The 26,856-nt window shown below is 69.0% G+C and carries 23 protein-coding genes and 1 pseudogene; 4 read left to right on the plus strand and 20 right to left on the minus strand.

Going from position 1 to position 26,856, the window contains the following annotated elements:
- Positions 1-98: 98 nt before the first annotated feature.
- The 3 genes and pseudogenes from K4L06_RS03490 to K4L06_RS03500 form a co-directional block, all read right to left on the minus strand.
- On the minus strand, positions 99-1,655 hold the full coding sequence (locus tag K4L06_RS03490) for a septal ring lytic transglycosylase RlpA family protein (protein WP_221673505.1): 1,557 nt from the start codon (positions 1,653-1,655) through the stop codon (positions 99-101).
- A 92-nt stretch (positions 1,656-1,747) separates the two neighbouring features.
- Positions 1,748-2,884: pseudogene (mltB, locus tag K4L06_RS03495) on the minus strand (lytic murein transglycosylase B); the annotation flags it as partial.
- A 191-nt stretch (positions 2,885-3,075) separates the two neighbouring features.
- A complete protein-coding gene (locus tag K4L06_RS03500) occupies positions 3,076-3,897 on the minus strand; it encodes an agmatinase family protein (protein WP_221670073.1) in 822 nt (273 codons plus the stop codon).
- Between the two features lie 104 nt (positions 3,898-4,001).
- On the opposite strand from K4L06_RS03500, the gene K4L06_RS03505 reads away from it, so the two are divergent.
- Positions 4,002-4,901 carry a LysR family transcriptional regulator gene (locus K4L06_RS03505; protein WP_221670074.1) on the plus strand — a complete coding sequence of 300 codons (900 nt, stop codon included), beginning with the start codon at positions 4,002-4,004 and terminating at the stop codon, positions 4,899-4,901.
- A gap of 10 nt (positions 4,902-4,911) precedes the next feature.
- On the opposite strand, the gene K4L06_RS03510 is transcribed toward K4L06_RS03505, so the two are convergent.
- The 4 genes from K4L06_RS03510 to K4L06_RS03525 form a co-directional block, all read right to left on the minus strand.
- Complete coding sequence (locus K4L06_RS03510; RefSeq protein ID WP_221670075.1) at positions 4,912-5,820, minus strand: PhzF family isomerase; 909 nt, start codon at positions 5,818-5,820, stop codon at positions 4,912-4,914.
- A 65-nt stretch (positions 5,821-5,885) separates the two neighbouring features.
- Positions 5,886-6,782 carry a sterol desaturase family protein gene (locus tag K4L06_RS03515; RefSeq protein ID WP_221670076.1) on the minus strand — a complete coding sequence of 299 codons (897 nt, stop codon included), beginning with the start codon at positions 6,780-6,782 and terminating at the stop codon, positions 5,886-5,888.
- A gap of 128 nt (positions 6,783-6,910) precedes the next feature.
- The gene (locus tag K4L06_RS03520; protein WP_221670077.1) at positions 6,911-7,339 is read right to left on the minus strand and encodes a hypothetical protein; all 429 of its coding nucleotides are present in this window, start codon (positions 7,337-7,339) and stop codon (positions 6,911-6,913) included.
- 51 nt (positions 7,340-7,390) lie between these two features.
- Positions 7,391-7,804, minus strand: coding sequence for a type II toxin-antitoxin system PemK/MazF family toxin (locus K4L06_RS03525; RefSeq protein ID WP_221670078.1), 414 nt, complete (start codon positions 7,802-7,804; stop codon positions 7,391-7,393).
- Positions 7,805-8,079: 275 nt separating this feature from the next.
- Between K4L06_RS03525 and K4L06_RS03530 the strand changes: the two genes are divergently transcribed.
- Entirely contained in the window at positions 8,080-8,850 is a 771-nt protein-coding gene (locus K4L06_RS03530) for a hypothetical protein (RefSeq protein WP_221670079.1), read from the plus strand.
- Between the two features lie 81 nt (positions 8,851-8,931).
- Here K4L06_RS03530 and K4L06_RS03535 read toward each other — a convergent pair whose 3' ends face one another.
- The 7 genes from K4L06_RS03535 to K4L06_RS03565 form a co-directional block, all read right to left on the minus strand.
- Positions 8,932-10,362 carry an XVIPCD domain-containing protein gene (locus K4L06_RS03535; protein WP_221670080.1) on the minus strand — a complete coding sequence of 477 codons (1,431 nt, stop codon included), beginning with the start codon at positions 10,360-10,362 and terminating at the stop codon, positions 8,932-8,934.
- The gene (locus tag K4L06_RS03540) at positions 10,355-10,981 is read right to left on the minus strand and encodes a hypothetical protein (RefSeq protein WP_221670081.1); all 627 of its coding nucleotides are present in this window, start codon (positions 10,979-10,981) and stop codon (positions 10,355-10,357) included. The genes K4L06_RS03535 and K4L06_RS03540 overlap by 8 nt, the downstream gene beginning before the upstream one ends.
- A gap of 355 nt (positions 10,982-11,336) precedes the next feature.
- Complete coding sequence (rodA, locus tag K4L06_RS03545; RefSeq protein WP_221670082.1) at positions 11,337-12,452, minus strand: rod shape-determining protein RodA; 1,116 nt, start codon at positions 12,450-12,452, stop codon at positions 11,337-11,339.
- Positions 12,449-14,647 (minus strand): penicillin-binding protein 2, encoded by a 2,199-nt coding sequence (mrdA, locus tag K4L06_RS03550; protein ID WP_221670083.1) that lies wholly within the window; start codon positions 14,645-14,647, stop codon positions 12,449-12,451. Before mrdA ends, rodA begins: the two co-directional genes overlap by 4 nt.
- A 1-nt stretch (position 14,648) precedes the next feature.
- Positions 14,649-15,134 carry a rod shape-determining protein MreD gene (mreD, locus tag K4L06_RS03555; protein WP_221670084.1) on the minus strand — a complete coding sequence of 162 codons (486 nt, stop codon included), beginning with the start codon at positions 15,132-15,134 and terminating at the stop codon, positions 14,649-14,651.
- A complete protein-coding gene (gene mreC, locus K4L06_RS03560; RefSeq protein WP_221670085.1) occupies positions 15,131-16,258 on the minus strand; it encodes a rod shape-determining protein MreC in 1,128 nt (375 codons plus the stop codon). Before mreC ends, mreD begins: the two co-directional genes overlap by 4 nt.
- 175 nt (positions 16,259-16,433) lie before the next feature.
- Complete coding sequence (locus K4L06_RS03565) at positions 16,434-17,480, minus strand: rod shape-determining protein (protein WP_221670086.1); 1,047 nt, start codon at positions 17,478-17,480, stop codon at positions 16,434-16,436.
- 377 nt (positions 17,481-17,857) lie between these two features.
- Between K4L06_RS03565 and K4L06_RS03570 the strand changes: the two genes are divergently transcribed.
- Positions 17,858-18,790 (plus strand): carbohydrate kinase family protein, encoded by a 933-nt coding sequence (locus K4L06_RS03570; RefSeq protein WP_221670087.1) that lies wholly within the window; start codon positions 17,858-17,860, stop codon positions 18,788-18,790.
- Between the two features lie 647 nt (positions 18,791-19,437).
- On the opposite strand, the gene K4L06_RS03575 is transcribed toward K4L06_RS03570, so the two are convergent.
- The 6 genes from K4L06_RS03575 to K4L06_RS03600 form a co-directional block, all read right to left on the minus strand.
- On the minus strand, positions 19,438-19,917 hold the full coding sequence (locus tag K4L06_RS03575; protein WP_221670088.1) for a GNAT family N-acetyltransferase: 480 nt from the start codon (positions 19,915-19,917) through the stop codon (positions 19,438-19,440).
- A gap of 119 nt (positions 19,918-20,036) precedes the next feature.
- Positions 20,037-20,741, minus strand: coding sequence for a GH25 family lysozyme (locus K4L06_RS03580; RefSeq protein ID WP_221670089.1), 705 nt, complete (start codon positions 20,739-20,741; stop codon positions 20,037-20,039).
- A 110-nt stretch (positions 20,742-20,851) separates the two neighbouring features.
- Entirely contained in the window at positions 20,852-21,559 is a 708-nt protein-coding gene (locus K4L06_RS03585; RefSeq protein ID WP_221670090.1) for a hypothetical protein, read from the minus strand.
- On the minus strand, positions 21,556-22,287 hold the full coding sequence (locus K4L06_RS03590; RefSeq protein ID WP_255594973.1) for a hypothetical protein: 732 nt from the start codon (positions 22,285-22,287) through the stop codon (positions 21,556-21,558). The genes K4L06_RS03585 and K4L06_RS03590 overlap by 4 nt, the downstream gene beginning before the upstream one ends.
- Complete coding sequence (locus tag K4L06_RS03595) at positions 22,284-23,261, minus strand: alpha/beta hydrolase (RefSeq protein WP_221670091.1); 978 nt, start codon at positions 23,259-23,261, stop codon at positions 22,284-22,286. The genes K4L06_RS03590 and K4L06_RS03595 overlap by 4 nt, the downstream gene beginning before the upstream one ends.
- A gap of 21 nt (positions 23,262-23,282) precedes the next feature.
- Positions 23,283-25,238 (minus strand): M1 family metallopeptidase, encoded by a 1,956-nt coding sequence (locus K4L06_RS03600; protein ID WP_221670092.1) that lies wholly within the window; start codon positions 25,236-25,238, stop codon positions 23,283-23,285.
- A 329-nt stretch (positions 25,239-25,567) separates the two neighbouring features.
- On the opposite strand from K4L06_RS03600, the gene K4L06_RS03605 reads away from it, so the two are divergent.
- Positions 25,568-26,311 (plus strand): 3-oxoacyl-ACP reductase family protein, encoded by a 744-nt coding sequence (locus K4L06_RS03605; protein ID WP_221670093.1) that lies wholly within the window; start codon positions 25,568-25,570, stop codon positions 26,309-26,311.
- The last annotated feature ends 545 nt before the right edge of the window (positions 26,312-26,856 follow it).

Genomic DNA, 26,856 nt, shown 5'->3' on the forward strand with positions numbered 1-26,856 from the left:
CGGACCGGGCGCTCCTACCCGGTCCGCGAAACCGTGCATCCTGCCTCAGATCGACCGAGCTTGCAGCCCAAAAGGCCGTTGACGCCCGGTGCGCGCGCTCAATCGCGCACGCGCTGGGGCTGGCCGAAACCCAGACCGACGATGCGCGCGGCAAGTTCCGGCGCGGCCGCGGCCTGCAGCGGGCCGACCCGCAGACGCCAGACCTTCTGGCCGTTGGCGGCGTTGCCGTCGAGCAGCCGGGCCTCGTCGATGCCGGCGCCGCGCAGCATCGACAGGGCGCGGTCGGCATTGCTGCGGGCGGAGAAACTGGCCACCTGCAGGGTCACGTCGCCGTCGCGCGGGGCGGCGGCGGCGACCACCGCGGCGGCCTTGGCCGGGCTGGGCGGCGGCGGCGCGGCGGCCGGCGCCGGCAGCGCCGCCGCAGCGGCGCTGGCTGTCGCGACGGTCGCCGGAGCGGCCTTGCCGGCCTTCCGGGCGGCCTTTTCGGCCGCGGCCAAAGCCCGTGCCTGTTCCTTCTGCTGCTTGGCCAGGGCGCGCTTTTCGGCCCGGGTCAGCGGCTTGGGCGGCTCGAGCTGCACGCCCTTGCCGGTGGCGACGCGGACCTGGCGCGACTTCATCCAGGCGTCGAATTCGTCGGCCGTCATCGACTTGCCGTTCTGCATCATGTCGAAGCGGTAGTCGCGGGCACCGCCGGCGGACTTGGCCGCGCTCGCGGTCGCGGCGGTCGCGGCCACGGCGGCCGGCTTGCCGGTCGCGACCGTGGTCTTGACCGGAGCGGCCGCTACCGCGACCGGCGCCGGCTTGCCGGTGGCCACGCGCACGCCCGGCGGCAGTTCGCCGGCGTTGGCGCTGGCGATCGGCATCGCCGAGACCAGGCGGTCGATCGCGCTCGGCGCGGCCGGCTTCTCGCTGCCCGGCGGCGGGTTGTTGCCGGCGCGGGCGTAGACCGGCGGCGGCGCTTCGCCCGGATGCAGGGCGCGCACCTCGACCCGGCCGGTGCCGCGCTGGGTGATGCCGAGCTTGACCGCGGCGGCGTAGCTGAGGTCGATCACCCGGCCGTCGTGGAACGGGCCGCGGTCGTTGACCCGCACCGTCACCGCCTTGCCGTTGTCCAGGTTGGTGACCCGGGCGAAGCTCGGCAGCGGCAGCGACTTGTGCGCGGCGGTGAAGGCGTACATGTCGTACACCTCCAGGTTGGAGGTGCGGCGGCCGTGGAATTTCTGTCCGTAGTAGGACGCGGTGCCGGTCTCGACGTAGTCCTCGTGCGAGTCCAGCACCTTGTAGCTCTTGCCCAGCACCTTGTACGGCGAACGGTTGCCGAACTGCGAGCGCGCCTCGGCGACGACTTCGGGCTCGGGGATCGCATCGACGTCGGGGACGTAATCCGGCGTGGTGTCCTTGACCCCGGGCGCGTACAGGCCGCCGGCCTTGTAGTTGCCGCGCTTACTCAGGTCTTCCTGGGCCGGCGCGTAGGGCGACTTCTTGCCGCGGCCGGGCGCGTGCGCCGGCAGGCCGCTGGCGTGGACCCGGTCGCGGTCCGGCAGGGCCAGGGCTTCGGAGTTGGATTTCTTGGGAGCGCTGGCGCAGGCGGCCAGCGCCAGCGGCAGCACGGCGGCGGCGAGCCGCCCGATCGTCGCGATCGGCGGCCGCTTCATGCCGTGGCCGCTCATGCCTGCGGCGCCTTGGAAACGTTCGCTGCGGCCGCCGGGCGGGCCGGCGCGGGGGCTGCGGGATTTGCGCTATCGGTGGCCAAGGGATTCTCCCGTCCGGCGATCGCTTCCGCCAACTGGTACACCGCCATGCCGTAGTGCTTGGAGATGTTGTAGCGGGTGATCGCGTAGAAGTTGCGGAAACCGAGCCAGTATTCGGGACCGTTGACGCCGTCCAGGTTCAGCAGCGTCGCGGTCTCGGCCGGCGCCACCGGAGTCAGCGGACGATAGCCGCGCGCGGCCAGGTCGCTGAGCGAGTACACCGGGTCCATGTTGTCCGGCACGAAGTCCTGCGCGGTGGCGTCGCGGTTGGCGCGCGCCACCACCGGGCCGCCGCGCACCCAGCCGCCCTTCTTGACGAAGTAATTGGCGACCGAGGCGAACACGTCGTCGAGATCGGTGAACAGGTCGCGCTTGCCGTCGCCGTCGCCGTCGACCGCGAATTCGCGATAGCTCGAGGGCATGAACTGGCCCCAGCCCATCGCCCCGGCGTAGCTGCCGGTCAAGGTACTGATATCGATCTTTTCTTCCTTGCCGAGCGCGAACAACTGCGCGAGCTCGCCGCGGAAGAAGGCCTCGCGGCGGTTCTCGCGATCGGCCTTGGCCGGGTCGCCGCTGCGCGGATAGGCGAAGGCCAGGGTGTACAGCGCGTCGACCACGTTGTACTTGCCGGTGTTCTTGCCGAAGCTGGTTTCGACCCCGACGATCGCCACGATCACCTCGCCCGGCACGCCGGTGGCGGCCTCGACCCGCGCCAGTTGCGCGCGGTGTTCGGCGAGGAAGGCCTTGCCGCCGTCGATGCGGGCCTGGGTGATGAAGATCGGCCGGTAATCGCGCCACGGCTTGGCCTCGGCCGGCCGCGACATCGCCGCGACGATGCTGTCGCGGATCTGCGCCTTGGCCAGCACCGATTCGATGTAGGCCGGGTCGACCCCGTACTTGGCCGCGGTGTCGCGCACGAACAGCGCGCGCGCCTGCTCGATCGGCATCGGCACCACCGGGTCGGGCAGGGCCGGCGTGCCGACCACCGGGGTCGGCGCCGCAGCCGGAGCCGGGGCCTGTTGCTGGACGGGGGTGGAAGCGATCGGCGCCGTCGGCGCCTGCGTAGCGCAGGCGGCCAACGCCAAGGTGAGGGCGCCGAACACGGCGCAACGGGCGTAGGGACGTCGGGTCATCGGGGCGAGGTTAGCACGCGACCGCGACGGAAAAAAACCTTGGCCCTTCGGGACTTAACGGATTTTATTCATGTCAGGTTGTCGAAGCGGAACACCGGGCCGCGGCGGCATGGCGGAGCGCTTGCGGCCGGTCGAACATGAACAGGCTGAAGGGTCGGGTGAAAGGGACGCAGGGGGTTAAGCGCTCGCGCTTAACCCCCTGCGTCCCTGCGCGGCGCGGTCTCGATCATCCGCCCGCCGAGTTCCTTGACCAGCTTCGCCGCCACCACCGCAGTGAGGTTGGAGAGGTCGCAGCTCGGGTTGTACTCGACGATGTCGCCGGCGACGATCGGCTGGGCGATGCCTTGCAGCAAATCGATCACCTGCCGCGGCGAGGCGCCGCCGGGCTCGCGGTGCGACACGCCCGGCGCATAGGCCGGGTCCAGGCCGTCCAGATCGATCGACACATAGACCGGCGTATCCAGTTGCAGGCGCAGGCCCTCGCGCCATGCTCCCGCTTCGATCACCTCCACGCCGAAGCGCGCGAACTGCGCGCGATGCTCGTCGTTGATCGTGCGCAAGCCGATCTGGATCAAACGGTCGGCCAGGCCTTCTTCCATGATCCGCGCGAACGGCGAAGCGTGCGAACGCGGATTGCCCTGGTAGGCGTCGTACAGGTCGGCGTGCGCGTCGACGTGGACGATGGTCAGGCGCGAATGACGGCGACGCACCGCGCGCAGGATCGGATGGGTGATGGCATGGTCACCGCCCAGGCACAGCAGGGGACCGCCCGCGGCCAGCGCACGCTCGACGCCGCGCTCGATCGTCCGCCACGGGTCGACGCCGTCGTCGAAGCGCAGATCGCCGTGGTCCAGCAGCCGCCCGGGCGCGCCGAAATCGATCCCGCTTTCGCTGCGGATGCTGTAGGCGTCGCAGTGCAGTTCGCGCCGGATCAGCGGCGGCGCCAATGCGCTGCCTTTCAGGTACGAGGAGTTGTCGTCGTTGGGAATGCCCAGCAGCGATAGCGCGGTCATGGCAGGGAGTCTCGCAAGGCGGTGAAAGCACCGGCGGCGACCTTAGCCCCGGCCTTTGCGCAGGTCTACTTCGCAAAACTAATCGATAGCGTTAGATTTTCTTTATGTTCGACCTGACCCGGCTACGCCTGCTGCGCGACCTCGCCCGCCTGCGCACCATGACCGCGGTGGCGCAGGCGCATCGGCTGACCTCCTCGGCGGTGTCGCAGCAATTGGCGACGCTGCAGCGCGAGGCGCGCACGACCTTGTTCGAACAGGTCGGCCGGCGGGTGCGCCTGACCGGCGACGGCGAACGCCTGGCCGCGCATGCCGACGCCATCCTGCAGGCGGTCGAGGCCGCGGCGCTGGACCTGCGCGGCGCCGCGCAGTCGCCGCAGGGCGAGCTGCGGGTCGCCTGCTTCGCCAGCTACGCCAAGCACCATCTGCTGCCGGCGATCGTGCGTCTGCGCCAACGTCATCCGGCGTTGCGCGTGGCGCTGCGCGAACTCGAACCGCCGGATGCCCTGGACGCGGTGCGCGACGGCCGCTGCGACCTGGCCTTCGGCTTCGCCTACAGCCTGGTGCCGCGGCCGCCCGTGCCCGGCTTGAACGTGCGCACGGTGTTCGAAGAACCGGTGCGGCTGGCGCTGCCGCCGTCGTGGCGGCGCCGTCGCGGCGCGGTCGCGCTGCAGGAGTTGGCCGAGGCCGAATGGATCGTCGGCTCGCGCCAGAGCGACGACGGCCTGCTCGCCGAGCGCGCCTGCGCCGCGGCCGGCTTCGCGCCGCGGATCGGCCACACCGTCGACGACTACGACCTGATGCTGCGCATGGTCGCGGCCGGGCTGGGGGTCGGTTTCGTGCCGCAACTGGCGCTGGAGCAATCGCGCGTCGACGGCGTGGTGGTGCGCTCGCCGGCCGGCGCGGCGCTGAGCCGCCGCGTGCAGGCCTCGACCCGCCCGGCCCTGGCCGCCTCGCCGAACCTGCGCGCGCTGCTGGCCGAACTGGGCGCGGCGCCGATCGAATGAGCGCGCCCGCTCAGACCGTCATCGCGGTCTCGAACACGATCACCGCATCGCCGCCGATCCGCACCGACACCGGCGCTTCGTTCTCGACCGCGACTTCGACCCGCACCCGGCCGGGCCGGCCGATCGCCTCGCCCTGCCCCATCGTCGCCGCCAGGCCGTCGCGGTAGCGCGCGCGCTCGATCAGGCCGTAGCGCACCAGGTAGGCGCCGAGCGGGCCGTTGGCGTTGCCGGTAACCGGATCCTCGGCGATGCCGATCGCCGGCGCGAACATGCGCCCGTGCGCGAGCACGCCGGGCTCGGCCGCGTCGAGCGCGAACACGTGGAAACCGTTGCAGCCGATCGCGCGGCTGATCGCGGCCAGCTTGGGGCCGTCCGGCGTCAGCGCGTCCATGCGCCGGCGCGAACGCAGCGGCACCATCACCTTGGAGTGGCCGGTGGACACGACCTGGATCGGGCCCTCGCCGAACTCCGCAGGCTCGATGCCGAGCGCGAGCGCCAACGCCTCGCGCTGCGCCGGATCCAGTTCGTGTTCGAACACGGGCGGGTTCTGCCGCATCCACACCCGCACCTCGCCGTCTTCGACCGGCTCGATTTCGATCTGCATCACCCCGGCGCCGGTCAGCTGGCGCAGCCGGCCGCGCGCGCCCAACACCTGCGCGCGCACGTAATGCGCGGCGACGGTGGCGTGGCCGCACACCGGCACCTCGACGGTCGGAGTGAAGTAGCGGATCCAGACCTCGTGGCTGTCGTCGCGCGGCGCCAGCACGAAGGCGGTTTCGGAATTGTTGAGCTCGCGCGCGATCGCCAGCATCTGCGCCTCGCTCAGCCCATCGGCGTCGAGCACCACCCCGGCCGGGTTGCCGGCGTAGCGCTGGCGGGTGAAGGCGTCGACCTGGAATACGCGGTAGCTGCGGCTCATGAAGTGAAGGGACGTGACAGGGACGGAGGGGGTTAAGCGAGCTTAACCCCCTCCGTCCCTGCGCGTCAGTGCGGCGCCTTGGCCCGCGTCGCCACCGTGTCGGCGCTGGCCGGCTCGCGCAACGGCAGCAGGTACATGCGCCAGATCGACGGCTGCTCCGGGCCGATCCCGGTCTGTTCGACCGCGCCGCGGCCGTAGGTGCCGAACAGACGATCCCAGACGATGGCGTTGCAGGCGTAATTGCTGTTGCTGTGCTCGAACACCTGCGAGTGGTGGCGGCGGTGATGGTGGCCGGCGGTGAACAGGACGTTCCACAGCGGCGTATGCAGGCGCAGGTTGGCGTGGGCCAGGGTGGTGTTGAGCAGCGACAGCATCGCCGCCGCGACGACGATCTGCGCCGAGATCCCGGTCAACGCCGCGACCAGGGTCAGCGGCAGGGCCAGGAACACCGCTTCGAAGGGATGGTTGCTGCCGACGTTGAGCGCGTGCAGGTTGTGGAAGCCGTGGTGGAAACCGTGCCCGGTCAGCCGCCACAGCCAGGCCCAACGGTGGATCGCACGGTGGATCCAGTAATAGATCAGGTCGCCGACGAAGAACAGCAGCAGCGCCTGCAGCGGCCACGGCCAGCTCTGCGGCCACAGCGCCGCGCCCACCGGCCCGCGCGCGCCGGCCAGCCACCGCGGCAGCCAGGCCTCGTACAAGCCGATCAACAACGCGGCGACCGCGACGCCGAACAGATACACCCCGACCAGCTTGAGCTTGGCCACGCCGCTGAGCCGCCACTGCGGCATCGCCGGCAGCCAGCGTTCCAGCCCTTCCATCGCCAGCAACAAGGCGGCCGCGGTCGCCAGCATGGCGCCTTCGCCGCCGCCCAGCGCCCACCACAACGCCAGACCGGCGGCGATCAGCACGGGGTGGCCGCAACGTTCGAACAGACGCACGAACAGCGAAGGCTGGGACATCGCGGACGATCCATCGGCGGGCGCGCGCCACGGCGGCGCGCATCCCTGGCGAGAACGCACGATAGCGCCCGCGCCGGCCGCCGCCTTGGTCCGCGATTGCGAATCGGCGCCAGACCGGGCGACGCCGGCTAACCGTTGGCGTTGCCGATGGTCAGGTGCAGCGCCGGCTGCGGCTCGCGCAGCAGGCCCAGCTCCTCGCGCAGATCGAGCAAGGCCGGGCAGCGCACCGGGCACCAGACATAGCCCTGCGCCTCGTGCACCTGCGGGTCGTACTCGAAACCGACCGTCGCCCCGTCCAGGCGCCTCCACGCCGCCGGCCGCGGCGGCGTCTCGCCGCGGATCACCGAGATATGCGGCCCCCACAGCGGCGCCTGCAGGCCGCGCGTGCGCCGATGGCCGAGCAGGTACTGATGGCGCAGATAACGGCCCAGCTCGGGATCGCAGTCCACGATCAGCCACCACAAGGTACTGCCGCCGTCGCGGCGCAGATGCCCGCCGCGGCCCAGTTGCGGGCTGTAGCGCAGGGTGCCGGTGGAGGGGAGCCAGAGGGGAGTCATGGGAATGCGACAGGAGAATGCGACAGGGACGGAGGGGTTAAGCGCACGCGCTTAGCCCGCTGTGTCCCTACCGGCGCGCTGGAACGCCGCCTGCACGAACCCCAGCCCGGCCAGGATCTGCGCCACCCGCTGCGGCGACAGCGCGCCGATACGCTCGCCCAGCCGCGCCTTGTACAACGACGACACCTGCGACACCACCACCACGCTCTGCCGCGGCAACCCGCCCTCGCCCGGTTCCAGCAACACGTTGCCCGGTTCGCTGGCCCGGCCCAGGTTCGAACTCAGCGCGCACACCACCACGGTCGAGATCCGCGAAGCGTTGAACAGATCGTCCTGCACGACTACGTGCGGATGCGGCACCCCAGGCACGGAACCGCGCGAGGGGTCGGCTTCGATCCAGAAGATTTCGCCTTGGCGGATTAGCGTATGCCTGGGGCGATCTAGGGCAGCGGGTGCTCGGTCCATGCGGGCGCAAGATAAGAGGAATCATTTAAGGAAAGCCGGCCTAATCTCTCAACCCTAACTAGCAGGGACACGCTAAAGAAAGCAACTATAGGAAGGCGACATGGCGCCAGCGCTACAGGTAGAACACGCACTCTTGCTATCAGGGCCAACCCAACTTCATAGCAAGCGAAGGTGCTGAGGCAGTGCATTCTAAAACCCAGACTTCCAGGCCACCCCGGGTCCACGACCCGATGTAGCCAAACCCTTTTTAGTTCAACCAAACCGATGCAAAGACCATGAAAACAATCGTTCCTTGCCCAACATGTGGCGAATCAGAAGACACGCCAACTCTGTTCTTCGCAGACTACTACGATGATCATACGATCAGGGCTCAGTGCCCTCTCGGCCATCCGGTTGTTGCAATTGTACAAAATCCAAAGTTCGAAACACTTCTCGAAACAGGAAGCGACTCACTTGTCCTGGGCCAGACCCTCCAAGCTTCAGCCGCATTCTCTAGCGCAAGAGAACGCGCATTTGAATTCGCTACGCAAGTATTACTGCGGAGGCTCGGCATCTCACGCGACGTCTACCGAGCAATGTTCAAGGACATGTCAAGCCAATCCGAGCGACAGCTTGGCGCGTTCCTCACAGCCCACCTAGCCGTAACAAAGACCGCATTCACACTCAATCAGAGCATCCCAAAGTTTCGAAACAATGTAATACACAAGGGAAAGATCCCTCCTCCCGACGAGGCACTTTCGTTTTGCTCATCGGTTTTTGATGAAATACGCCTAGTTTGCGAAGTCCTACGCGCTCACTGCAGGGAGCAAATTGGTGCAGTGATCCTTGAGAAAAATTCCGATCGCGTGAGGGACCTAAAAGGAAGCACCAGAATCGCCACAGTCTCACTCTTCTCAATTTACTCCATCACCTCCGACCCCACTCCTGACAGCTTCGAAAGCGCCTTGGAGAAGTACAGAGAATGGAAACAATTGTTCTCCGAGAACAGCGTTTCATCGCTAATGTATTTTTTGCAAAAGAACCACAAGAAACAGGAGAACTCATAGCTCGCCATACTCAAGAGCCCCTGGGACGACGTGCTTAGCGGGAGCCGGCATAGTGATCAATCGGAGCCGGTACAACTTGACCTATAGCGCTATCCGTGGGCCGTTCTGCGCCTGCACCGATTCTGGCGATTGCGCTTGTGCGCGCTCTTGCGCCCGCTGCTGGTTGATCTGCTCTACCTGGGTTAGGCTCTGCTCAGCAGGAACCTGCGATGCGATATGAGCATCCACGTGCGCAGTAAAAAATGGCCCCTGCTTGCCGAACGGCGCATAGACCGCGAAGACATTCACCTCACCTTGGGCCTTAGGACGGCCGATAGACACCTCATCCAGCCGCTTGCTCAGCGGATCGGCCTTGTGTTCCCGCAGCAACGCAGCCGCTATGTTGTCGGACTGCTGTTCGTTCCATCGCCCGTCGCTACGGACGGCTTGTCGGATCAAATCGTAGGCCGCGAAGTCCGGATGCGATGGATGATCCGCACGCGGCTGACTGGGCACTGCCGGTTGCGCGGCCTCGGCCACGTCCTTGCGTGAACCCGACGCGACGCGCGAGTGGGTGTGCGAGATGGCCTCGTAGTTACGATGCCCGTGGCTGATATCGACATAGGCGAACGACTGCCCCGCCCCACCCAGGTCGACGCCGGCCCGCTCGATCTTGCGCGGGTCGAGCTTCAAGACGGCCAAGTCTAGTTCTATGTCGGGCACATGCATCGTCGTGCCCCGAGCATAGTCGCGCCTAGCCTCGTGCAAGGTTTCCATGGCATAGGCACCGTAGTAGGCCGCGTAGCCGGAATCGCCATGCAGGCCCAGGCGCGACGCCCGATCGGTATAGCACTGCGCCACGGCTTCTACCGCCGGGCTGACCAGCTTGTTGCCGGTTCGCTGGATCCCATCGGGGGAGAGGCGAACCCCGGACGCCAACACGCCGTTCTCCACACAAGGCGTGGAAGGGTCCACCCGCCGCAGAAATTCCTCCCGATTGAAGTCGGCTGCCTGTCCGCCACTGGTACGGCTGGCCAATGCGTTCATGCCCACCAGCTCGGCCATCGCCTCGTTGCGCCGCGTGAACGCGAGATAGCGCTCGACTGGGGCGGTTACATCTGCAGACGTTCCATCGTGTGATGCCTGCCGCACGACCTCGGTCGCTTCGTAGCTAAGCATGTAGCGCTCGCGGCGCTCGGCATCCGCCAACAACGCGTGCCCGGCCTCATGACCCAATACCACCGTGATGTTGTCCTGGCGCAATTGCGGGTCGTGCCAGCGCTGGCGGTCGAAATTGTCGGCGGCCAGGGAAATGGTGCCCGTCTTGCTGTCGTAGCGCCCTGCTTCGTTGGGATGGTTCAAGATCGCCAGATGCTTGAGGTCGCCGTTCTGGATCGACGACGCCAAGACGTTCGCCAGATACGGCGAGCTCGCTATGGCCACCTCCAAATCCTTCGCCGCCCCCGGAGGCAGCCCCGGTTGACGAGCCAGCTCGTCGATCAAGGGTCGGATATCAGCGCGCATCTCAGTCATTTGCCTCATCGTCCTTGAAGGCATCGATGCGCAGGCTGCGCACGCAAGACTGGCCCGACACCGTAATCACGTCCGCCAGCAGTGCGATCACGGTCCCGTCGGCGGTTTGCCTTGAGTACGACGCGTGTTCGTCGCCGGCGCGGTCGCGCCAACCTTCCTTGCCCGTGTAGCCCAGGGGCTGGACGTGCCGACGCAGGCTGTCCAGTTCAAACAGGCAGGCCCGCGGGCCCTCGTACACGACCTGCGACAGCCCCACCGTCCACTTGTCCGGTGATTCGCGATACAGCGCGTCCACCCAAACCTTGTAGATGGCGCCGCCCGGCAATGCACCGTTCGCCTCGTGACTGCCGTTTCTGTCGACTAAGGTCAGCCCCAGTGCTTCGGCGACGCGTGCAGGCCGGGTATCCATCGGGGTTTTCAGGCCATCGATAAGCCGCAGGATGCGTTCGCGCCAAGCTTCGCCGGTCAGATCAGGACCGGGCGGTGCTGGCGGCGGCGGGGGCACCGCCGCGGTCGAAGGCCGGGAGCGCGAAACGGATTGCTCCGCGATGCGATCCAACTGCGCGGCGACAGCATCGGCGGCCGCTTCGCCGCCCTGGGGAGCTTGTGCTTGGGTCATGGCGGCGTCCGTTTCCGTATCGGCGGCGGCTTGCGCGGGTTGCCGTGCGCAACCGAGCAAGGCCAAGCCTGCGATCAATGCGGCGGCGGGGTGGAGCCATCGAGCAGGGGGCATGGCAGCGTCCTTCGTCCCGGGTCCTGGCGGCCGCGCGATCTTAGTGCGTCCAGGGGGCGGCCTGTCGTCGAGTCTACCTACGCGAATGCTGCGTGGCTGTAGTCGAATGTGCATCCCGCGCGGCGAAACTACTGTCGAATTTGCGGCTGCCTGCGTGCGGTTTGCGCCGGCATGCGCGGTCCGCGGTCGCGGCTCGCGCCGCTCCTACCCCTGGGGATCCGGGAGCGGCGCGGCAGTCGGCTCAGCGGCCGCTATGCACGGGGCGGTGCGCCTTGACCGCCATCACCACGCCCAGGCCGGCCAGCAGGGACACCGCCGAGGTGCCGCCGTAGCTCAGCAGGGGCATCGGCACTCCGACCACCGGCAGCAGGCCGGAGATCATGCCGCCGTTGACGATCACGTAGACGAAGAAGGCCAGGCCCAGGGCGCCGGCGATCAGGCGCGAGTAGCCGTCGCGGGCGTCGGCGGCGATCCACAGGCAGCGACCGACCACGAACAGGTACAGGGCCAGCACGGTGGCCACGCCGACCCAGCCGAATTCTTCGCTGAGCACGGCGAAGATGAAGTCGGTGGTGTGTTCGGGCAGGTAGTTCAGGTGCGACTGCGAGCCCTGCAGCCAGCCCTTGCCGGTCATGCCGCCGGCGCCGATCGCGATCTTGGACTGGATGATGTTCCAGCCGGTGCCGAGCGGGTCGGTTTCGGGGTTGAGGAAGGTCAGGATGCGGTCTTTCTGGTACGGCCGCAGCAGCCAGAACCAGGCCACCGGGGCGATCGCGGCGACCGCGCTGAAGGCGGCGCCGAACCACCACCACGGCAGGCCGGCCAGGTACAGGGCGAACGCGCCGCTGATGCCGACCAGCATCGCGGTGCCGAAGTCGGGCTGGAGCAGGATCAGCCCGGTCGGCGCGCCGATCAGCACGCCGGCGATCAGCACCGTGCCCAGCTTGGGCGGCAGCGATTGGCGGTTGAGGAACCAGGCCACCATCATCGGCAGGCTGAGCTTGAGCAGTTCGGCCGGCTGGAAATAGAACACCTTCAGGTCGATCCAGTGGCGGCCGTGCTTGCCGGTGCCGATCAGCAGCACCAGCAGCAGGGGCACCATCGAGAACGCGTAGGCCATCGGCGTCCAGTTGCGCAGCTGCGACGGCGGCAGCCGCGACAGGCCCCACATCGCCGCCAGCCCGACCGCGAAACGCGAGCCCTGGGCGAAGACCATGCGGGTGGAGTGTTCGCCGGCGCTGTACAGCACCGCCAGGCCGATCGCCATCAGCGCCAGCAAGGCGCCCAGCAGCGGCAGGTCGAGGGTGCGGGCGAAGCGTTGGATCAGGTCCCACAGGTAGCGCAGGATCACTCTCATCGCTGCGGCTCCGTCGCCGGCGCGGCGCCGCTGTCGGCGGCGGGCTCGGCCGGCGCTTCGGCGGCCGGCGCGGGATCGGTTGCGGACTCGGCTTCGGCGTCGCCGCCCTCGCCCGCCGCGCTCGGCTGCGGCGCCAGCAGGCCCGGCAACGCCGGCCGCGCCAGCGCCTGCGGCGCGCGACCGGGTTGCGCGGCCACCCGCGCATTGGCCTGCGCGACCGCCGCCGCCCAGGCGCCATTGACCGCCACCGGCATCACCGCCGGCTCGGCCGCGGCCACGGTGGCCGCCTTGACCGAGACGTCGGCGAAGCTGGGCACCGCCGGCGCGTCCTTGGACGGCTCGGTCTCCGGCATCTTGCCCAGCAGCCAGGCGTCGAAGATCTTGCGCGCGATCGGCGCCGCGGTGCTGCCGCCGTAGCCGCCGTGCTCGACCACCACCGCGACCGCGATGGTCGGGTTCTCGGCCGGCGCGTAGCCGACGAACAGCGCCTGGTGGCGCAGGTGATAGGGCAGCGAATGCGGGTTCATGCTGACGTTGCCCTTGCGGCTGACCTTCTGCGCGGTGCCGGTCTTGCCGGCCATGCGGTAGGGCGCGCCGCGGGCCATGATCCGCGCGGTGCCGCGGCCGCCGTGGATGGTCGACTCCATGCCCTCGCGCACCGCGCGCAGGTGCTGCGGGTGGTCGGTGATCAGGCTCGGCGGCTTGACCACGTTCGGCACCCACGGCTGCTCATAGCCGGTGCGGATCTCGCGCACCAGGTGCAGCTGCTGCAGATGCCCGCCGTTGGCGATCGCCGCGGTGCCGCGCGCCAGCTGCAGCGCGGTCACCACCCAATAGCCCTGGCCGATGCCGGCGATGACGGTTTCGCCCGGGTACCAGCCTTCCTTCTTGTTGCGCTTGGCCTTCCACTCCGGCGACGGCAGGATGCCGGTGTTTTCGCCGGCCAGGTCGATGCCGGTCTGCTGGCCGAAGCCGTAGCGCAGCATGTACTGGTCGAAGCGGGCGATGCCCATCTCCAGCGCCAGCTTGTAGTAGTAGGTGTTGACCGACTGAGCGATCGACTCGCGCAGGTCGACCCAGCCGTGGCCGCCGCCGTGCGAGTCGCGGTAGCCGCGCTTCTGCCCGGGGATGTGGAACTCGCCGGTCGACAGGGTGCGGTCCTCGGCCCGGCGCAGGCCGCTGTCGAGGCCGGCCAGGGCCACGAACGGCTTCATGGTCGAGCCCGGCGGGCCGCCGCCGAGCACGTTGCGGTTGAACTGCGGCCGCGAGGGGGCTTCGTTGAGGCGCTTGTAGTCGGCGCTGGAAATGCCGTTGACGAACAGGTTGGTGTCGTAGCTGGGCAGGCTGACCATGCCCAGCACTTCGCCGGTGCGCGGGTCGACCGCGACCGCCGAGCCGTCCATTTCGCCGAACGCGGCCACCATCGCGCGCTGCAGGTCCATGTCGATGCTCAGGCGCAGATCGGCGCCGGGCTTGGCCGGGACGTGGCCGACCTGGCGGATCGGCCGGCCGTCGACGTTGGTCTCGATCTGCTCGTAGCCGATCTGGCCGCGCAGCTGCGATTCGTAATAGCGCTCCAGGCCGGTCTTGCCGGTGTGGGTCAGCACCCCGGCGTTGGCGCCCATCGACTCCTGGTCCTTGGTGTCGACCCGGCCGACGTAGCCGATCACGTGCGCGAACAGGTCGCCGTAGGGATAACGGCGGTTGAGATAGGACACCAGCTCGACGCCGGGAAAGCGCCAGCGGTCGACCGCGAACGCGGCGACTTCTTCGTCGCTGACCCGCATCTTCAGCACGATCGGCTTGAAGCCGCGGGTGGCCTTGCGCTCGTTCTGGTAGCGCTTGACGTCCTCCGGCGACAGGTTCACCACCGAGGCCAGCTGCGGCAGCCACTTGTCGCTGTCGCCGGCCTCCATCGGGGTGACTTCGAGCCGGAACGCGGGCACGTTGTCGGCCAGGATCCGGCCCTGGCGGTCGTAGATCAGCCCACGCCCGGGCACCACCGGGCGCAGCTTGACCCGGTTGGCCTCCGAGCGCATCGCGTAGTCGGCGTGCTGCCAGACCTGCAGGCGGAAGTACCAGAAGCCCAGGCCGATCACGCCCAGCAGGACGAAGCCGAAGGCGATCGCGGCGCGGGCGCGGAACTGGTCGGCCTCGGCCGCGTTGTTTTTCAGCACCCGTCGGCGCGGCCGCATCTCAGCGCCTCCGCCAGCTGCCCAGGCGCAGCGCGTCCAGCAGCAGGAAGATCGGCGGCCACAGCAGCATGCCGGCCACCGGCGCCAGCCAGAACGCCGCCGGCAGGGTCGGCTCGCGCAGCACGGTGTGGATGGCGAACACGACGATGCGGTCGTTGAGCATCAGCCCGCCGATCGCCAGCGCCTGCTGCGACAAGGGGAAGAAGCGCAGGCGGGCGCGGAAGCGCTGCAGGATGAAGGCCATGATGACCAGCCGCAGCGCCTGCTCGCCGAGCAGGCCGTCGGAGACCAGGTCGCCGGCCAGGCCGACCAGGAACGAGAAGCCCAGCCCGACCCGCTCGGGGTCTTCGATCACCCAGTAGGCCAGCACCAGGCCGAGCCAGAACGGCCGCAGCGGCTGCAGCAGCTGCGGCAGCGGCAACAGGCTCAGCGCGAGCGCGACGACCAGGCTGGTCGGCAGCACCCAATGGTGGCGGGCGCGGGTCACTGCGTGCTCTCCGAAGTGATCGGCTCGGCGGGCGCGGCCGGGGTGGCCGCGGGCGATGCGGGGCGGCGCGACGGCGTAGCGCCGCGCTCGGCGGAGGATGGGTTGCGCGGCGGCGTGGCGGCCGGCGCGCGGCGGGCGGCGTTGCCAGCAGGCACCGCGACAGCGTCGGGCCGGGCCGCGGCGTTCGCGGCGGCGGCTGCGGCCTGGTTCGCGGCGGTCGCAGCGGGCGCGCCTTCGGCCATCGCCGGCTGGGTGTCGAAGGGTTCGCTCGGCGCCGGCGCGGGCGGCAGCGACAGCAGCACCAGCACTTCCCGACCGCGATCCAACTGCGCCGCCGGCTGCACTTCGCCGACCAGGAAGGCGCGGCTGTCGTCGGGCTTGAGCGCGGTGATGGTGCCGACCGGGAAGCCCGGCGGGAAGCGCCCGCCCAGTCCGGAGGTGACCAGCACGTCGCCCTCGCGCACGTCGCTGGACAGCGGCACGCTGCGCAGGGTCAGGTGGTCGCTGCGGCCTTCGCCGTACACCACCAGGCGCACGCCGTTGCGCGCCACCGCCACCGGCACCGCGTGCGAGGGGTCGGTGATCAGCAGCACACTGGCGTGCATGGCGGTGACGCCGGTGATCTGGCCGAGCAGGCCGCCGGCGTCGATCACGCTCTGGCCGACCCGGATCCGGTCGCGGCTGCCGGCGTCGAGCACCAGCCGCTGCTTGCTCGGGTCCAGGTCGATGTCCAGGATCGGCGCCAGCACCACGTCCAGGTTGCCGCGCTCGGCCGCTTCCAGCAGCCCGCGCAGGCGCTGGTTGTCGGCGGCGACCGACTGCAGCCGCGCCATCCGCGCCTGGTTGACCAGGGCCTCGTTGCGCAGGCGGCGGTTCTCTTCGGTCAGCCGGCTCAGGGTGCCGGCGTCGTCGCTGACCCGTTCGATCAGGCGTCCGGGCATGCCGGCCACCGCCCACAGCGGCGCCACCGCGGTGGCGACCTGCTTGCGCGCCTGGCTGAGCCAGCCGCCGCGATGGTCGAGCACGATCAGCACCACGGCCAACGCCAGGTACGCCAGCAGGCGCAACGTGTCGGCGACTTCGCCGCTACGGGCTGCGGTGGGGGGACCGGCGTAGGGGGGCATTAGAGCCGGGAATGGAGAAAGGGGAATGGGGAATCGGAACAGCGCGACGCGGCGACCGTCGGGCGCCGCATGCGAAACCTTACTTCAACTGCAAGCCGTGCGAACGGGAACAGAACCGGTGCCGCGACGAAACCGCCTTGCGCGATTCCCGATCCCCCATTCCCTATTCCCGGCTTCACTCGGGAGCGAAAAACTCGTTGCCGTGCATGTCGACCAGCTCCAGCGCGCGGCCGCCGCCGCGGGCGACGCAGGTCAGCGGGTCGTCGGCGACCTGCACGTGCAGGCCGGTTTCCTCGCTGATCAGCCGGTCCAGGTCGCGCAGCAGGGCGCCGCCGCCGGTCAGGACGATGCCGCGCTCGGCGACGTCGGCGCACAGCTCCGGCGGGGTCTGCTCCAGCGCCAGCTTGATCGCCGAGACGATGCCGGCCAGCGGCTCGCGCAGGGCCTCGAGCACTTCGTTCGAATTGATGGTGACCATCTTCGGCACGCCCTCGGCGAGGTTGCGGCCGGAGATCTCGATGGTGGCGGCGCGTTCCTGCGGGTAGGCGCAGCCGATTTCGAGCTTGATCCGCTCGGCGGTGGCTTCGCCGATCAGGGTGCCGTAGGTGCGGCGCACGTAGTTGATGATCGACTCGTCGAAGCGGTCGCCGCCGATTCGCACCGAGGCCGAGTAGACGATGCCGTTGAGCGCGATCACCGCCACCTCGGTGGTGCCGCCGCCGACGTCGACCACCATCGAGCCGCGCGCTTCGGTCACCGGCATGCCGGCGCCGATCGCCGCGGCCATCGGTTCCTCGATCAGGTAGACCTCGCGCGCGCCGGCCTCTTCGGCCGATTCCTTGATCGCGCGGCGCTCGACCTGGGTCGAACCGCAGGGCACGCAGACCAGCACCCGCGGGCTGGGGCGCAGGAAGCGCGACTTGTGCACCTTGCGGATGAAATGCTTGAGCATTTCCTCGGTGTAGGTGAAGTCGGCGATGACGCCGTCCTTCATCGGCCGGATCGTGGTGATGTGGCCCGGGGTACGGCCGAGCATCTGCTTGGCCTCGCCGCCGACCGCCGCCACCGTACGGTTTCCGCCGATCATCCGGTCCTGGCGCACTGCGACCACGGACGGCTCATTCAGCACGATCCCCTGGCCGCGGACGTAAATGAGGGTGTTGGCCGTGCCCAGGTCGATGGACAGGTCATTGGAAAACATGCCGCGAAACTTCTTGAACATCGGGGGATTGGGCCGTCAAAAGTAAGGGCGAAGCGGGGCCGTTAGCCTAGCAATCGCCCCCCCTGCGAGCAAGGAAAATCAACGGTTTCACGGCTGCCCGGCTGTTCAGGAGCGGCGCCCGCCCCCTGGGGATAACCCTGGGTCGGCGGCCCCGGATCGGGCCGGCCGGCGGCCCGTCGCCGGTCCGGATCCGGAGCGGCCGGCCGTCGCCGCCGGACCCGCCCGTCGGACCCGGAAAAGCGCCCCGCGGCCTCCCGCCCATCCCTCGCCGTACGCAAAAACTGGCCGCGCGCCGTCTCAGCCGCTACCCTACGCCGCCGGGCGGTCCTGCGACCGCCCGCTTTTGCGTCGCGACTTCCAAAAATTTCGGGGTGAACATGTCTGCGCTGATCTGCGGCTCGCTGGCCTACGACACCATCATGGTGTTTCCGGACCAGTTCAAGAACCACATCCTGCCGGACAAGGTTCATATCCTGAACGTCTCGTTCCTGGTCCCGCGCATGCGCCGCGAGTTCGGCGGCTGCGCCGGCAACATCGCCTACAACCTCAAGCTGCTCGGCGGCGATCCGATCCCGATGGCCACCGTCGGCCAGGACTTCGGCCCCTACCGCGAGTGGTTCGACGAGCACCAGATCCGCCTCGACCACGTCAAGGAGATCCCGGAGCTGTTCACGCCGCAGGCGTTCATCACCACCGACCACGACAACAACCAGATCACCGCCTTCCATCCGGGCGCGATGATGCGTTCCTACGAGAACCACGTGCGCGACGTGCAGGGCGTGAGCTTCGGCATCGTCAGCCCCGACGGCCGCGAAGGCATGCTGCAGAACGCGGTCGAGTTCGCCGAGGCCGGCATCCCCTTCATCTTCGATCCGGGCCAGGCCATGCCGCTGTTCAACGGCGAAGAGCTGCGCGCCTTCATCGAGCAGGCCGACTACGTCACCGTCAACGACTACGAGTCCAACCTGCTGCAGGAACGCACCGGCTGGAGCGAGAGCGACATCGTCCAGCGGGTCAAGGCCTACATCACCACCCGCGGCCCGCACGGCTCGCAGATCCACACCCGCGAGAAGACCTACGACATCCCGCCGGCGCACGAGCGCCGCGTGACCGACCCGACCGGCTGCGGCGACGCCTTCCGCGCCGGCCTGATCTTCGGCATCGAGAAGGGCTACGACTGGCTGACCGTCGGCCGCATGGGCAACCTGATGGGCGCGCTGAAGGTCGAGCACCCGGGCACCCAGAACCAGCGCTTCGATTACGACGAATTCGCCGAGCAGTTCAAGCAGCAGTTCGGGTACGCGCTTTAAGCCGGGATCGGGGATTCGGGCTTGGGGATCGGTTTGAGCCGGATACTGGCGAACTGAATCTGCGTACCAGTGCCCGCGCGGTATCGCTATCGAAAAAATCCCGGCCCCGGCCGGGATTTTTTTCGCCTGCGATTCGTTCGCGCCGCCCGCTCCACTGTAGCAGCGGCGTAAGCCGCGGCAAGATCGCGCAGAACCTCGACAACGACGCCCCCCACCGAAGCAACGCCCTCGCCCTGGAGTAGGAGCGACGCAAGTCGCGACCGCGCCCCAGCGACAACGGCGCAACCTGCGGCATCACGGTCGCGACTCGCGTCGCTCCTACCCCGGAGTTCGTCGCAGCCCTTGTAGGAGCGACGCGAGTCGCGACCGTGATGCCGCAGGTTGCGCCGTTGTCGCTGGGGCGCGGTCGCGACTTGCGTCGCTCCTACAAGGGCTGCGACGAACTCCGGGGTAGGAGCGACGCGAGTCGCGACCGTGATGCCGCAGGTTGCGCCGTTGTCGCTGGGGCGCGGTCGCGACTCGCGTCGCTCCTACCCCGGAGCTCGTCGCAGCCCTTGTAGGAGCGGCGTAAGCCGCGACGAGACCGCGCAGAACCCCGGCAACGACGCCCCAACCGAAGCAACGGCCCCTCGGGTTCGCTGTCTGCGCTACAGGCGCTTGCGGAACACCGCCACCTGCACGTCGTGCTGCGGGGTGGTGTCCAGATACTCCCAGCCCAGCCGCCGCATCAGGCTGCCGGCGGTCGCGGTGCCGGTGTAGATCGCGCGATGGCCCAGCCGCATCGCCTGCGCCTCCAGGGCGACGATCAGCTGCGCGCCGATGCCGCGGCCGCGCCAGGCCGGCGCGACGCACGCAGCGGCGGCCCAGGGCGAGAACTGCGGATAGGCGTCGATCGAAGCGGCCTTGAGCGCGGCCACGCCGACCGCCTCGCCGTCGAGCAAGGCGACCAGCCCCAGCGGCAGCGCGTCGTCGCGACAGAACGACGCCAGGTCCGCCGCCGCATCGCCCGGGCCGTCGTCGCCGTAGTAATCCGGCCACTCGCTCTCGAACAAGCGCTGCAAAGCCGGCAAGGTCCAGCGGTGCGCGGCCAGCAGCCCGACCCGCACCGGCACGCCGCCGCGGCTCATGCGCGCCCTGCGGCGGCGCGACGTAGGCGCAGCCTCGTCGTCGAATCGAAAACGGCATCCATGGCCTCGATCATATCGGCCGCCCCGCCCGCCTCCGCCGCGCCGAGGTCACAGTTCGCTCAGCGCGCCGCCGCCACGCCCGCGCGCCAGGCCGCGAACGCCGCCGCATCGCCGACGTACACGTTCAGATCCACCGGCCCGTCGATGCCCGCGACCCGCGCCCGGTTGTGGTACTGCCACAACGTCCACGCCGCCGACGTATCCGGCGCGCGCAGGATCGAGCGCCGCCACAACGGCCGCGCCGGCAACGCGGCGCGATAGGCCTCGAAGAACTCCAGCGTCACGTACAGCAAGGCCGGCTTGGCGTACGCCGCCTCGACCGGGGCCAGGAACGCGTCCAGCTCGGCGCGCATCGCCGCGGCGTCGGGCCGCCTGCCGCAATTGCCGCCGAACTCCAGATCCACCGCCGGCGGCAGCGCATCGGCGCGCGCCGGCGCCGCGGCGAGGAAGTTCGCCGCCTGCTCGGCGCCGCTGCGGCAGAAGGTGAAGAAGTGGTAAGCGCCGACCGCGATCCCGGTCGCCCGCGCGTCGCGTTCGTTGTCGGCATAGCGGCGATCGCGATGGTCGCCGCCTTCGCTGGCCTTGAGGTACACGAACGCGACGTCGTCGCCGGCGACGCTGCGCCAATCCACCGCGCCCTGATGATGCGAGACGTCGAGACCGCGCAAGGGATGCAGCGCGCGATCGGGCTGCCAGCGCAAGAACCAGTAGCGCCCAACGCCGACTGCGAGCAGCGCCAGCGCAGGCCCGACAAGTACGGCCAACGCGATGCGCCGCCTACGATGAGCCTTCGTTCGGATCATCGCTGGTTCACCGCTCTCGCGTCGGCGAAGACCGTCGCGTTCACCACGACCGCCGCGCCAGCGCGATGCCTTCACGAACGAAGATCGCATTTCAAGGCGCCCAGATCCCCCATCGAAATCGCCTGACCGCTATCGCGGATCTCGCCGTCGACCATCAACTGGAACTGGCCGCACTGGTAGCACAGCAGCAATTCGTAGCGCTTGCCGCCGTTGGCGAAGGCGATCGCATGACGGTACTCGGGTGCGCACGACGACGCGTAGTCCGGTACCAGCTTCAGGGTCTCGCGTACGGCGCGTTCCGCCTCGGCGCGGTCCCGGCCTTCCAGTTCGACCCGCCCCAATACGCGGGTGTCGTAGAAGCAGGCCTCGTCACGGCACCATTGCGCCTGGCTGCGCGTGAAGTCGTCTTCATGCCGAACCGACCGGCTGGCTTCGACTTCGCTGCCCGGTTCGCCGGCCGAGGGTTCGTAGAACCAAGGCTGCAGCGAATACAGCGTCCATCCGGTCGCTCCATCGAGCGCCGCCAACGCCTGTTGGCGTCTGCTGCCGGGCTCGGGTGGCCACAGGATGGGCCGGTTCAAATCGATTTTCTCTACCGTAACCGACGTCGCCTGAGGCGGCGACGTCGAGGTGGCCATCGCCGGCAGGGCCAGCAACAGCCCTACAGCAGCGCTGGTCAAACGTCGGTACGCATCCATTCGAACCTCACCTTGCGATCCGGCACCGGCAAACTCGCCGGCGACGCGCCGCTGCCGCGCACGCGCGGCAATGGCGCTCATTTCCAACCAGGCATCTTCTCAGGCTTCAACCCGCCGACCTCGAAGGTCGCCGTGCGCAGGCCGCCGGCCTTGACCGGGAACTCGATGCTCAGCTCCTGCGCGCCGCCGGCGATGCGCCACAGGCCGCGCTCGTCTTCGACGAACATGGCGATGGCTTCGTCGGTCTTGGGCCGGCTGCCGGGCAGGGTCTTGGGCTTGCCGTCGGCGACGACCTTGAGCTTGCAGCCGCCGTAGCAGTTGAAGTCGCCGGTCTGCAGCACCAGGTAGGCGCTGCGGCCCCAGTCGGGATGATCGCGGAAGATCAGCTGCACCGGCCGCGGCACGCTGCCGTCGGTCTCCACGTTCGCCTTGGCGTAGATCGACGCCGACAGCTGGGTGCCGACCTTGCCCTTGGCGGTCTTCACCGGCGTGCTCATGTAAGACCACAGCGATTCGACCCGGCGCCGTTCGCGCTCTTGCTTGGCCTTGGTCCTGGCTTCTTCGTACTGCGCGGCGATGCGGTCGGCGGTGGGCGTGCCGGCGTAGCGCGAGGTGACGATCTCACCGTAGGCCGAGGCCATTTCCCAGTTCTGCTGGCCGTAGGCGGTGTCGAAGTTCTTGGCTTCGGTCGCGGCCGCCTGCTCGCGCTGCGCGGCCTTGGCCGCCTCGGCGATCTTCGGGTCCGGCTTCTCGCACGCGGCGAGCAGCATCGCGGCGGCGAGCAGGAGCGTGGCGTGACGCAGTGTCATCGTGCTTGGCCCTTGGCTATCAGTTGGTTGACGGCGTCGGCGGACGCGTCCGGACGCTCGACGATCGACATATGGCCGCAGCCGTCCAGCAGCGCCCGCTGCGCCTGCGGCAACCGCGCCGCGTACAGCTCCAGCGCGCTGGGGTCGATCACCGCGTCCTGCCGGCACCATAGCAGCAAGGCCGGCTGGCGGATGCGCGCGGCCTCGTTGCCGGGCAGGAAGCGCTCGTCGCTGCGGCCGATCTTGTCCAGCACCGCCTGCTCGAACGCGGCGTCGCGCTTGCGCCGGTCGATGTAGATCCGGCTGGCCGGCCAGGGAATGAAGGGCTTGGCCGCGTCGTCGTAGAACACGATGTCGATGTAGCGCTGCAGCGAAGCGGCATCGGAGACCGCGAACGGATTGCGCCCGCGCAGCACCGCCAGGCCGAAGGCATTGTCCTGGAAGCGCACGCCGGCGGCGTCGAACAGGCCGACCCGGGCCACGTCCCGCGGGTGCCGCGCCGCGGTCAGCGCGACGATGCCGCCGCCCATCGAATGGCCGAGCAGCACGACCTCGCTGCCGGGCTTGCGCGCGACCTGCTCGATGAAACGCGCGACGCGTTCGCTCTGGGCCAGGAAGCCGTAGTCGGCGCCGGCCCGGCGCTCGCTTTCGCCCCAGCCCGGCAGGTCCGGCGCGAACAGCCGGTAGCGGCCGCGCAGGCGCTGCGCCAGCGGATACCAGTTTTCCTTGCTGCCGGTGAAGCCGTGGACCATGACCACGGTCGGCGCGCCCGGCGGCGCCTCGTCGTTATAGGCGTAGACCCAGCGGTGGTCGCCGACTTGGGCGGCGTTGCGGGTCAGGCCGGCGACGGCGCGCTGGCGCGCGTAGTCGGCCAGCACCACTCGATAGGGATCGCGCCACAGCCAGAACGCCAGAGCGCCCAGCAAAACGGCCGCCACCAGGGCGGCCGTCTTGAGCGTGCGACGCAGGCGCATGGGCGTGCGCGGCGGCGCGGCTTACTGCGCCGCGGCCGGGTTCTTGGCCTTGGCGATGGTCGCCTCGACCGAACCGGTGGTGATCGGGTGATAGCCCGGCTTGGCCTTGGCGAAGATCTCTTCGGCCAGCTTCAGCCCTTGCGGGGTTTTCACCAGTTCTTCGTAGGTCGGCATGATCAGCTTGCGCCGGCCGATCTTCTGCAGGAACGCCGCGATCGCCTGGTCCGCCTCGCGATAGCCGCTGCGCACCGTCAGCGGATACCAGCGCTGGGCGATTTCGCCGTTCGGCGTGCCGGTGAACTTGTAGGCCGCATCCAGCGCCTTGAGCTGATCGACGCTGAGCTTTTCCGGCATGCCCTCGATGAAGTGCACCCATTCCTGGGTGCTCCACTTCGCGGTCAGCGCCGCGTCGGGCAGCGTGCCGCCCTCGACCCAGGCCTTGCGCGCGGCGTCGACCGCATCGAAACGCGGCGACACCGTAGCCGGCGCCGACTTCGGGATGCCCGGGCCGTAGATCCACTCTTCCAACTCGGCCTCGCTGACCTTGCCCGGATGCTTGGCCAGCAGGTTGGCCTTGGCGTACTCGACGAACTTGGTGGTCGGGATGCTCTGGAAGGCGAAGTGGTCGAAGTAGCCGCGCAGGAACGGGTCGAACACTTCGCGGCCGTAGCGCTGTTCGAGGAACTGCAGGAACCAGGCGCCCTTGGTGTAGACGGTGGCGCTGCTGGCCTCGTCCGGATCCTTCAGGGTGCCGGGCTTGAGCGCCAGCGCCTGCAGCTTGGGATCGATAGTCTTGAACTCGGCGGCCAGCTCGTTGCGGCCGATCACGTTCTCCATGTCGGAACGCTCCTTGCCGTACAGCGCCTCGACGATGCGGTTCTCGACGTAGCTGGTGAAGCCTTCGTTGAGCCAGCCGTCCTTGCTGCTGGAGAAGGTGACCAGGTTGCCCGACCAGCTGTGCGCCAGCTCGTGCGCGACCAGCGAGACCAGCGACTTGTCGCCGACGATCACGGTCGGGGTGGCGAAGGTCAGGCGCGGGTTCTCCATGCCGCCGTACGGGAACGAGGGCGGCAGGACCAGGATGTCGTAACGCTCCCAGCGATAGGGACCGTACAGCTTCTCGGTGGTCTCCATCATCTTTTCGGTGTCGGCGAACTCGGTCGCGGCCTTCTTGACCATCGCCGGCTCGGCCCACACGCCGGCGCGCGCGGAGATCGGCTGGAACACCAGGTCGCCGGCCGCGATCGCGAGCAGATAGGACGGGATCTTCTGCGGCATCTTGAAGCTGTAGTCGCCGTCGCGCGCCGCCTTGGGATCGTTGTCGGCGCTCATCAGCACCATCGCGTCCTTGGGCGCGGTGACCTGGGCGGTGTAGGTGAAGCGCACGCTCGGCGTGTCCTGCAGCGGCACCCACGAGCGGGCGTGGATCTGCTGCGACTGGCTGAACATGAAGGGCGTCTTCTTGCCCTCGGTCATCGACGGCTCCAGCCACTGCAGGCCGGAGGCGCCGGGCGAGGTCGCGTAGCTGACCCGGATGCGCTTGTTGCGCTCCGGCGCTTCGATGGTGAGCTTGCTGCCCAGGGTCTTGTCGGCCGGGGCGAGGCTGAAGCTCAGATCGGCCCACTTGCCGTCGGCGCGCTCGCCGACCACTTTCTCGATCTTCAGCTCGCGGGTGTCGAGCACCAGCTGGGTGGCCTTCGGATCGGTCCAGTCGAGGGTGTAGGTGGCGCTGCCGGTCAGGGTCTTGGCGGCGAAATCCACCGCCAGCAGCAGGGCGAGGTCGTCGATCCGGACCAGGTCGGGCTGGGCGTAGGAATGCTCGTCGCGGTCGGCCGCGGCAACGGCGGTGTCGCTCACTTTGGCCTCCGGTGCGGCGCTCTGGGACGGATCGGTAGCGGGCGCCGCGCTGTCGCGCGAGCAACCGGCGGCGGCGCTGAGGGCCGCGACGAGACAGACGGTGAGGATCGAAGAACGCATGAACGGACCACGGCTGCGGGTGAAGCGCCGAGTGTAGCGCCTCGCCCCGGGGCGGGGCTTGTGCAGGTTGGCCGTTGCGCGGGCCTCGCCGGCGCAGGATCGGATGCCTGGGCGACCCGGGCCCGGGCGCTCGCTGCGGTCGTGTGCAGGCCAGCCTGGACGGGGCGGTTCGGATCGGCCGGCGTCCGATCGCGGCGCCGGGCGCGACGACGCGACGGCCGACAGCCTTGCGGTTCTGCGGTACGCATCATCCCAAAAATCCCGGCTGCCCAAGCCGCGGCGATGGCGCTAGCCTGGACGTCCTACTTCCATTATTCGGAACTTCAGACATGAGCCTTCCCCTCGCAGGCAAAGTAGCCCTGGTCACCGGCGCCAGCCGCGGCATCGGCGCGGCGATCGCGCGCCGCCTGGCCGCCGACGGCGCCGACGTGGCGCTGACCTACGTCAGCTCGGCGCAGCGCGCCGAGGACCTGGCCGAGCAGATCCGCGCCGGCGGCCGGCGCGCGGTCGTCATCGCCGCCGACAGCGCCGATGCGGCGGCGGTGAGCGCCGCGGTCGAGCGCACCGTGGCCGAACTGGGCCGGCTCGACATCGTGGTCAACAACGCCGGCGTGTTCGCCTACGGGCCGTTCGAAGAGGAATCGCTGGAGAACTACGAGCGGGTCATGGCGATCCACGTGCGCGCGCCGTTCGTGGCCGCACAGGCCGCATCCAAGCACCTGCCGCGCGGCGGCCGCATCATCACCATCGGCAGCTGCCTGGGCGAGCGCGTCGGCGCGCCGGGCATGGCCCTGTATTCGCTGAGCAAGGCCGCCGTGGTCGGCCTGAGCAAGGGCCTGGCGCAGGACCTGGGCAAGCGCGGCATCACCGTCAACACCGTGCAGCCGGGTCCGATCGATACCGACATGAACCCGGCCGACGGCGAAGGCGCCGACCACCAGCGCGCCGGCTTGCCGCTGGGCGAGTACGGCCAGGCCGACGACATCGCCGCCGCGGTGGCCTACCTGGCCGGCCCGGGCGGCGCGTTCGTCACCGGCACCCAACTGTCGGTGGACGGCGGGTTCTCGGCCTGAGGCCGGGGTATTCGTCGCGGGAGATGCGCAAGGGACGAATGCGCAAGGGACGGAGGGGGTTAAGCGAGCTTAACCCCCTCCGTCCCTGTGTCTTCAGAGCCATGCCTGGATGAAGCCCTGGATCCCCGCCTTCGCGGGGATGACGGCATGAAGGGTTCGTCGTCGTCGCGGGCAGAGCTTGGCGAATCCCCAAACCCGTCATGCCCGCGCAGGCGGGCATCCACAGACTTCAGCGTCGTGCCTGGGGATGCGCAAGGGACGGAGGGGTTAAGCTCGCTTAACCCCTCCGTTCCTGGGTCTTACCCGATGTTCTGATTCAATCGATGCGGCCGCAACGCTTCAAGAGCAAGCCACGGCCAGCACGAAACCTGCGCCGCCGAGCACGGCATATCCGACTAGCGCAAGAAAAGTCAGACCCGCGCCGCAATCCTTGCAGCGCTCTGCCCCGAACCGTATCGGCAGCAACAAGCACCAAGGCGCCAACAGCGACCAGCTCACCGCATCGGCCTGCGCCGGCTCGCGTCCGCACTGGCTGCACTGGCCGT

Origin of the sequence: Lysobacter sp. BMK333-48F3 (assembly GCF_019733395.1) — a bacterium.
Lineage (GTDB): Bacteria > Pseudomonadota > Gammaproteobacteria > Xanthomonadales > Xanthomonadaceae > Lysobacter.

Coding starts and splice junctions, on each gene's coding strand:
- K4L06_RS03515 (WP_221670076.1), bottom strand. CDS start 6,782: ATGTCCCAGCCTTCGCTGTTCGTGCGTCTGTTCGAACGTTGCGGCCAC.
- K4L06_RS03600 (WP_221670092.1), bottom strand. CDS start 25,238: ATGCGTTCTTCGATCCTCACCGTCTGTCTCGTCGCGGCCCTCAGCGCC.
- K4L06_RS03540 (WP_221670081.1), bottom strand. CDS start 10,981: ATGACCCAAGCACAAGCTCCCCAGGGCGGCGAAGCGGCCGCCGATGCT.
- K4L06_RS03585 (WP_221670090.1), bottom strand. CDS start 21,559: ATGAGCGCCATTGCCGCGCGTGCGCGGCAGCGGCGCGTCGCCGGCGAG.
- K4L06_RS03595 (WP_221670091.1), bottom strand. CDS start 23,261: ATGCGCCTGCGTCGCACGCTCAAGACGGCCGCCCTGGTGGCGGCCGTT.
- K4L06_RS03565 (WP_221670086.1), bottom strand. CDS start 17,480: ATGTTCAAGAAGTTTCGCGGCATGTTTTCCAATGACCTGTCCATCGAC.
- mrdA (WP_221670083.1), bottom strand. CDS start 14,647: ATGCGGCCGCGCCGACGGGTGCTGAAAAACAACGCGGCCGAGGCCGAC.
- K4L06_RS03520 (WP_221670077.1), bottom strand. CDS start 7,339: ATGACTCCCCTCTGGCTCCCCTCCACCGGCACCCTGCGCTACAGCCCG.
- K4L06_RS03500 (WP_221670073.1), bottom strand. CDS start 3,897: ATGACCGCGCTATCGCTGCTGGGCATTCCCAACGACGACAACTCCTCG.
- K4L06_RS03590 (WP_255594973.1), bottom strand. CDS start 22,287: ATGACACTGCGTCACGCCACGCTCCTGCTCGCCGCCGCGATGCTGCTC.
- K4L06_RS03605 (WP_221670093.1), top strand. CDS start 25,568: ATGAGCCTTCCCCTCGCAGGCAAAGTAGCCCTGGTCACCGGCGCCAGC.
- K4L06_RS03530 (WP_221670079.1), top strand. CDS start 8,080: ATGAAAACAATCGTTCCTTGCCCAACATGTGGCGAATCAGAAGACACG.
- K4L06_RS03570 (WP_221670087.1), top strand. CDS start 17,858: ATGTCTGCGCTGATCTGCGGCTCGCTGGCCTACGACACCATCATGGTG.
- K4L06_RS03505 (WP_221670074.1), top strand. CDS start 4,002: ATGTTCGACCTGACCCGGCTACGCCTGCTGCGCGACCTCGCCCGCCTG.
- K4L06_RS03575 (WP_221670088.1), bottom strand. CDS start 19,917: ATGAGCCGCGGCGGCGTGCCGGTGCGGGTCGGGCTGCTGGCCGCGCAC.
- K4L06_RS03490 (WP_221673505.1), bottom strand. CDS start 1,655: ATGAAGCGGCCGCCGATCGCGACGATCGGGCGGCTCGCCGCCGCCGTG.
- K4L06_RS03525 (WP_221670078.1), bottom strand. CDS start 7,804: ATGGACCGAGCACCCGCTGCCCTAGATCGCCCCAGGCATACGCTAATC.
- mreC (WP_221670085.1), bottom strand. CDS start 16,258: ATGCCCCCCTACGCCGGTCCCCCCACCGCAGCCCGTAGCGGCGAAGTC.
- K4L06_RS03510 (WP_221670075.1), bottom strand. CDS start 5,820: ATGAGCCGCAGCTACCGCGTATTCCAGGTCGACGCCTTCACCCGCCAG.
- K4L06_RS03535 (WP_221670080.1), bottom strand. CDS start 10,362: ATGACTGAGATGCGCGCTGATATCCGACCCTTGATCGACGAGCTGGCT.
- rodA (WP_221670082.1), bottom strand. CDS start 12,452: ATGAGAGTGATCCTGCGCTACCTGTGGGACCTGATCCAACGCTTCGCC.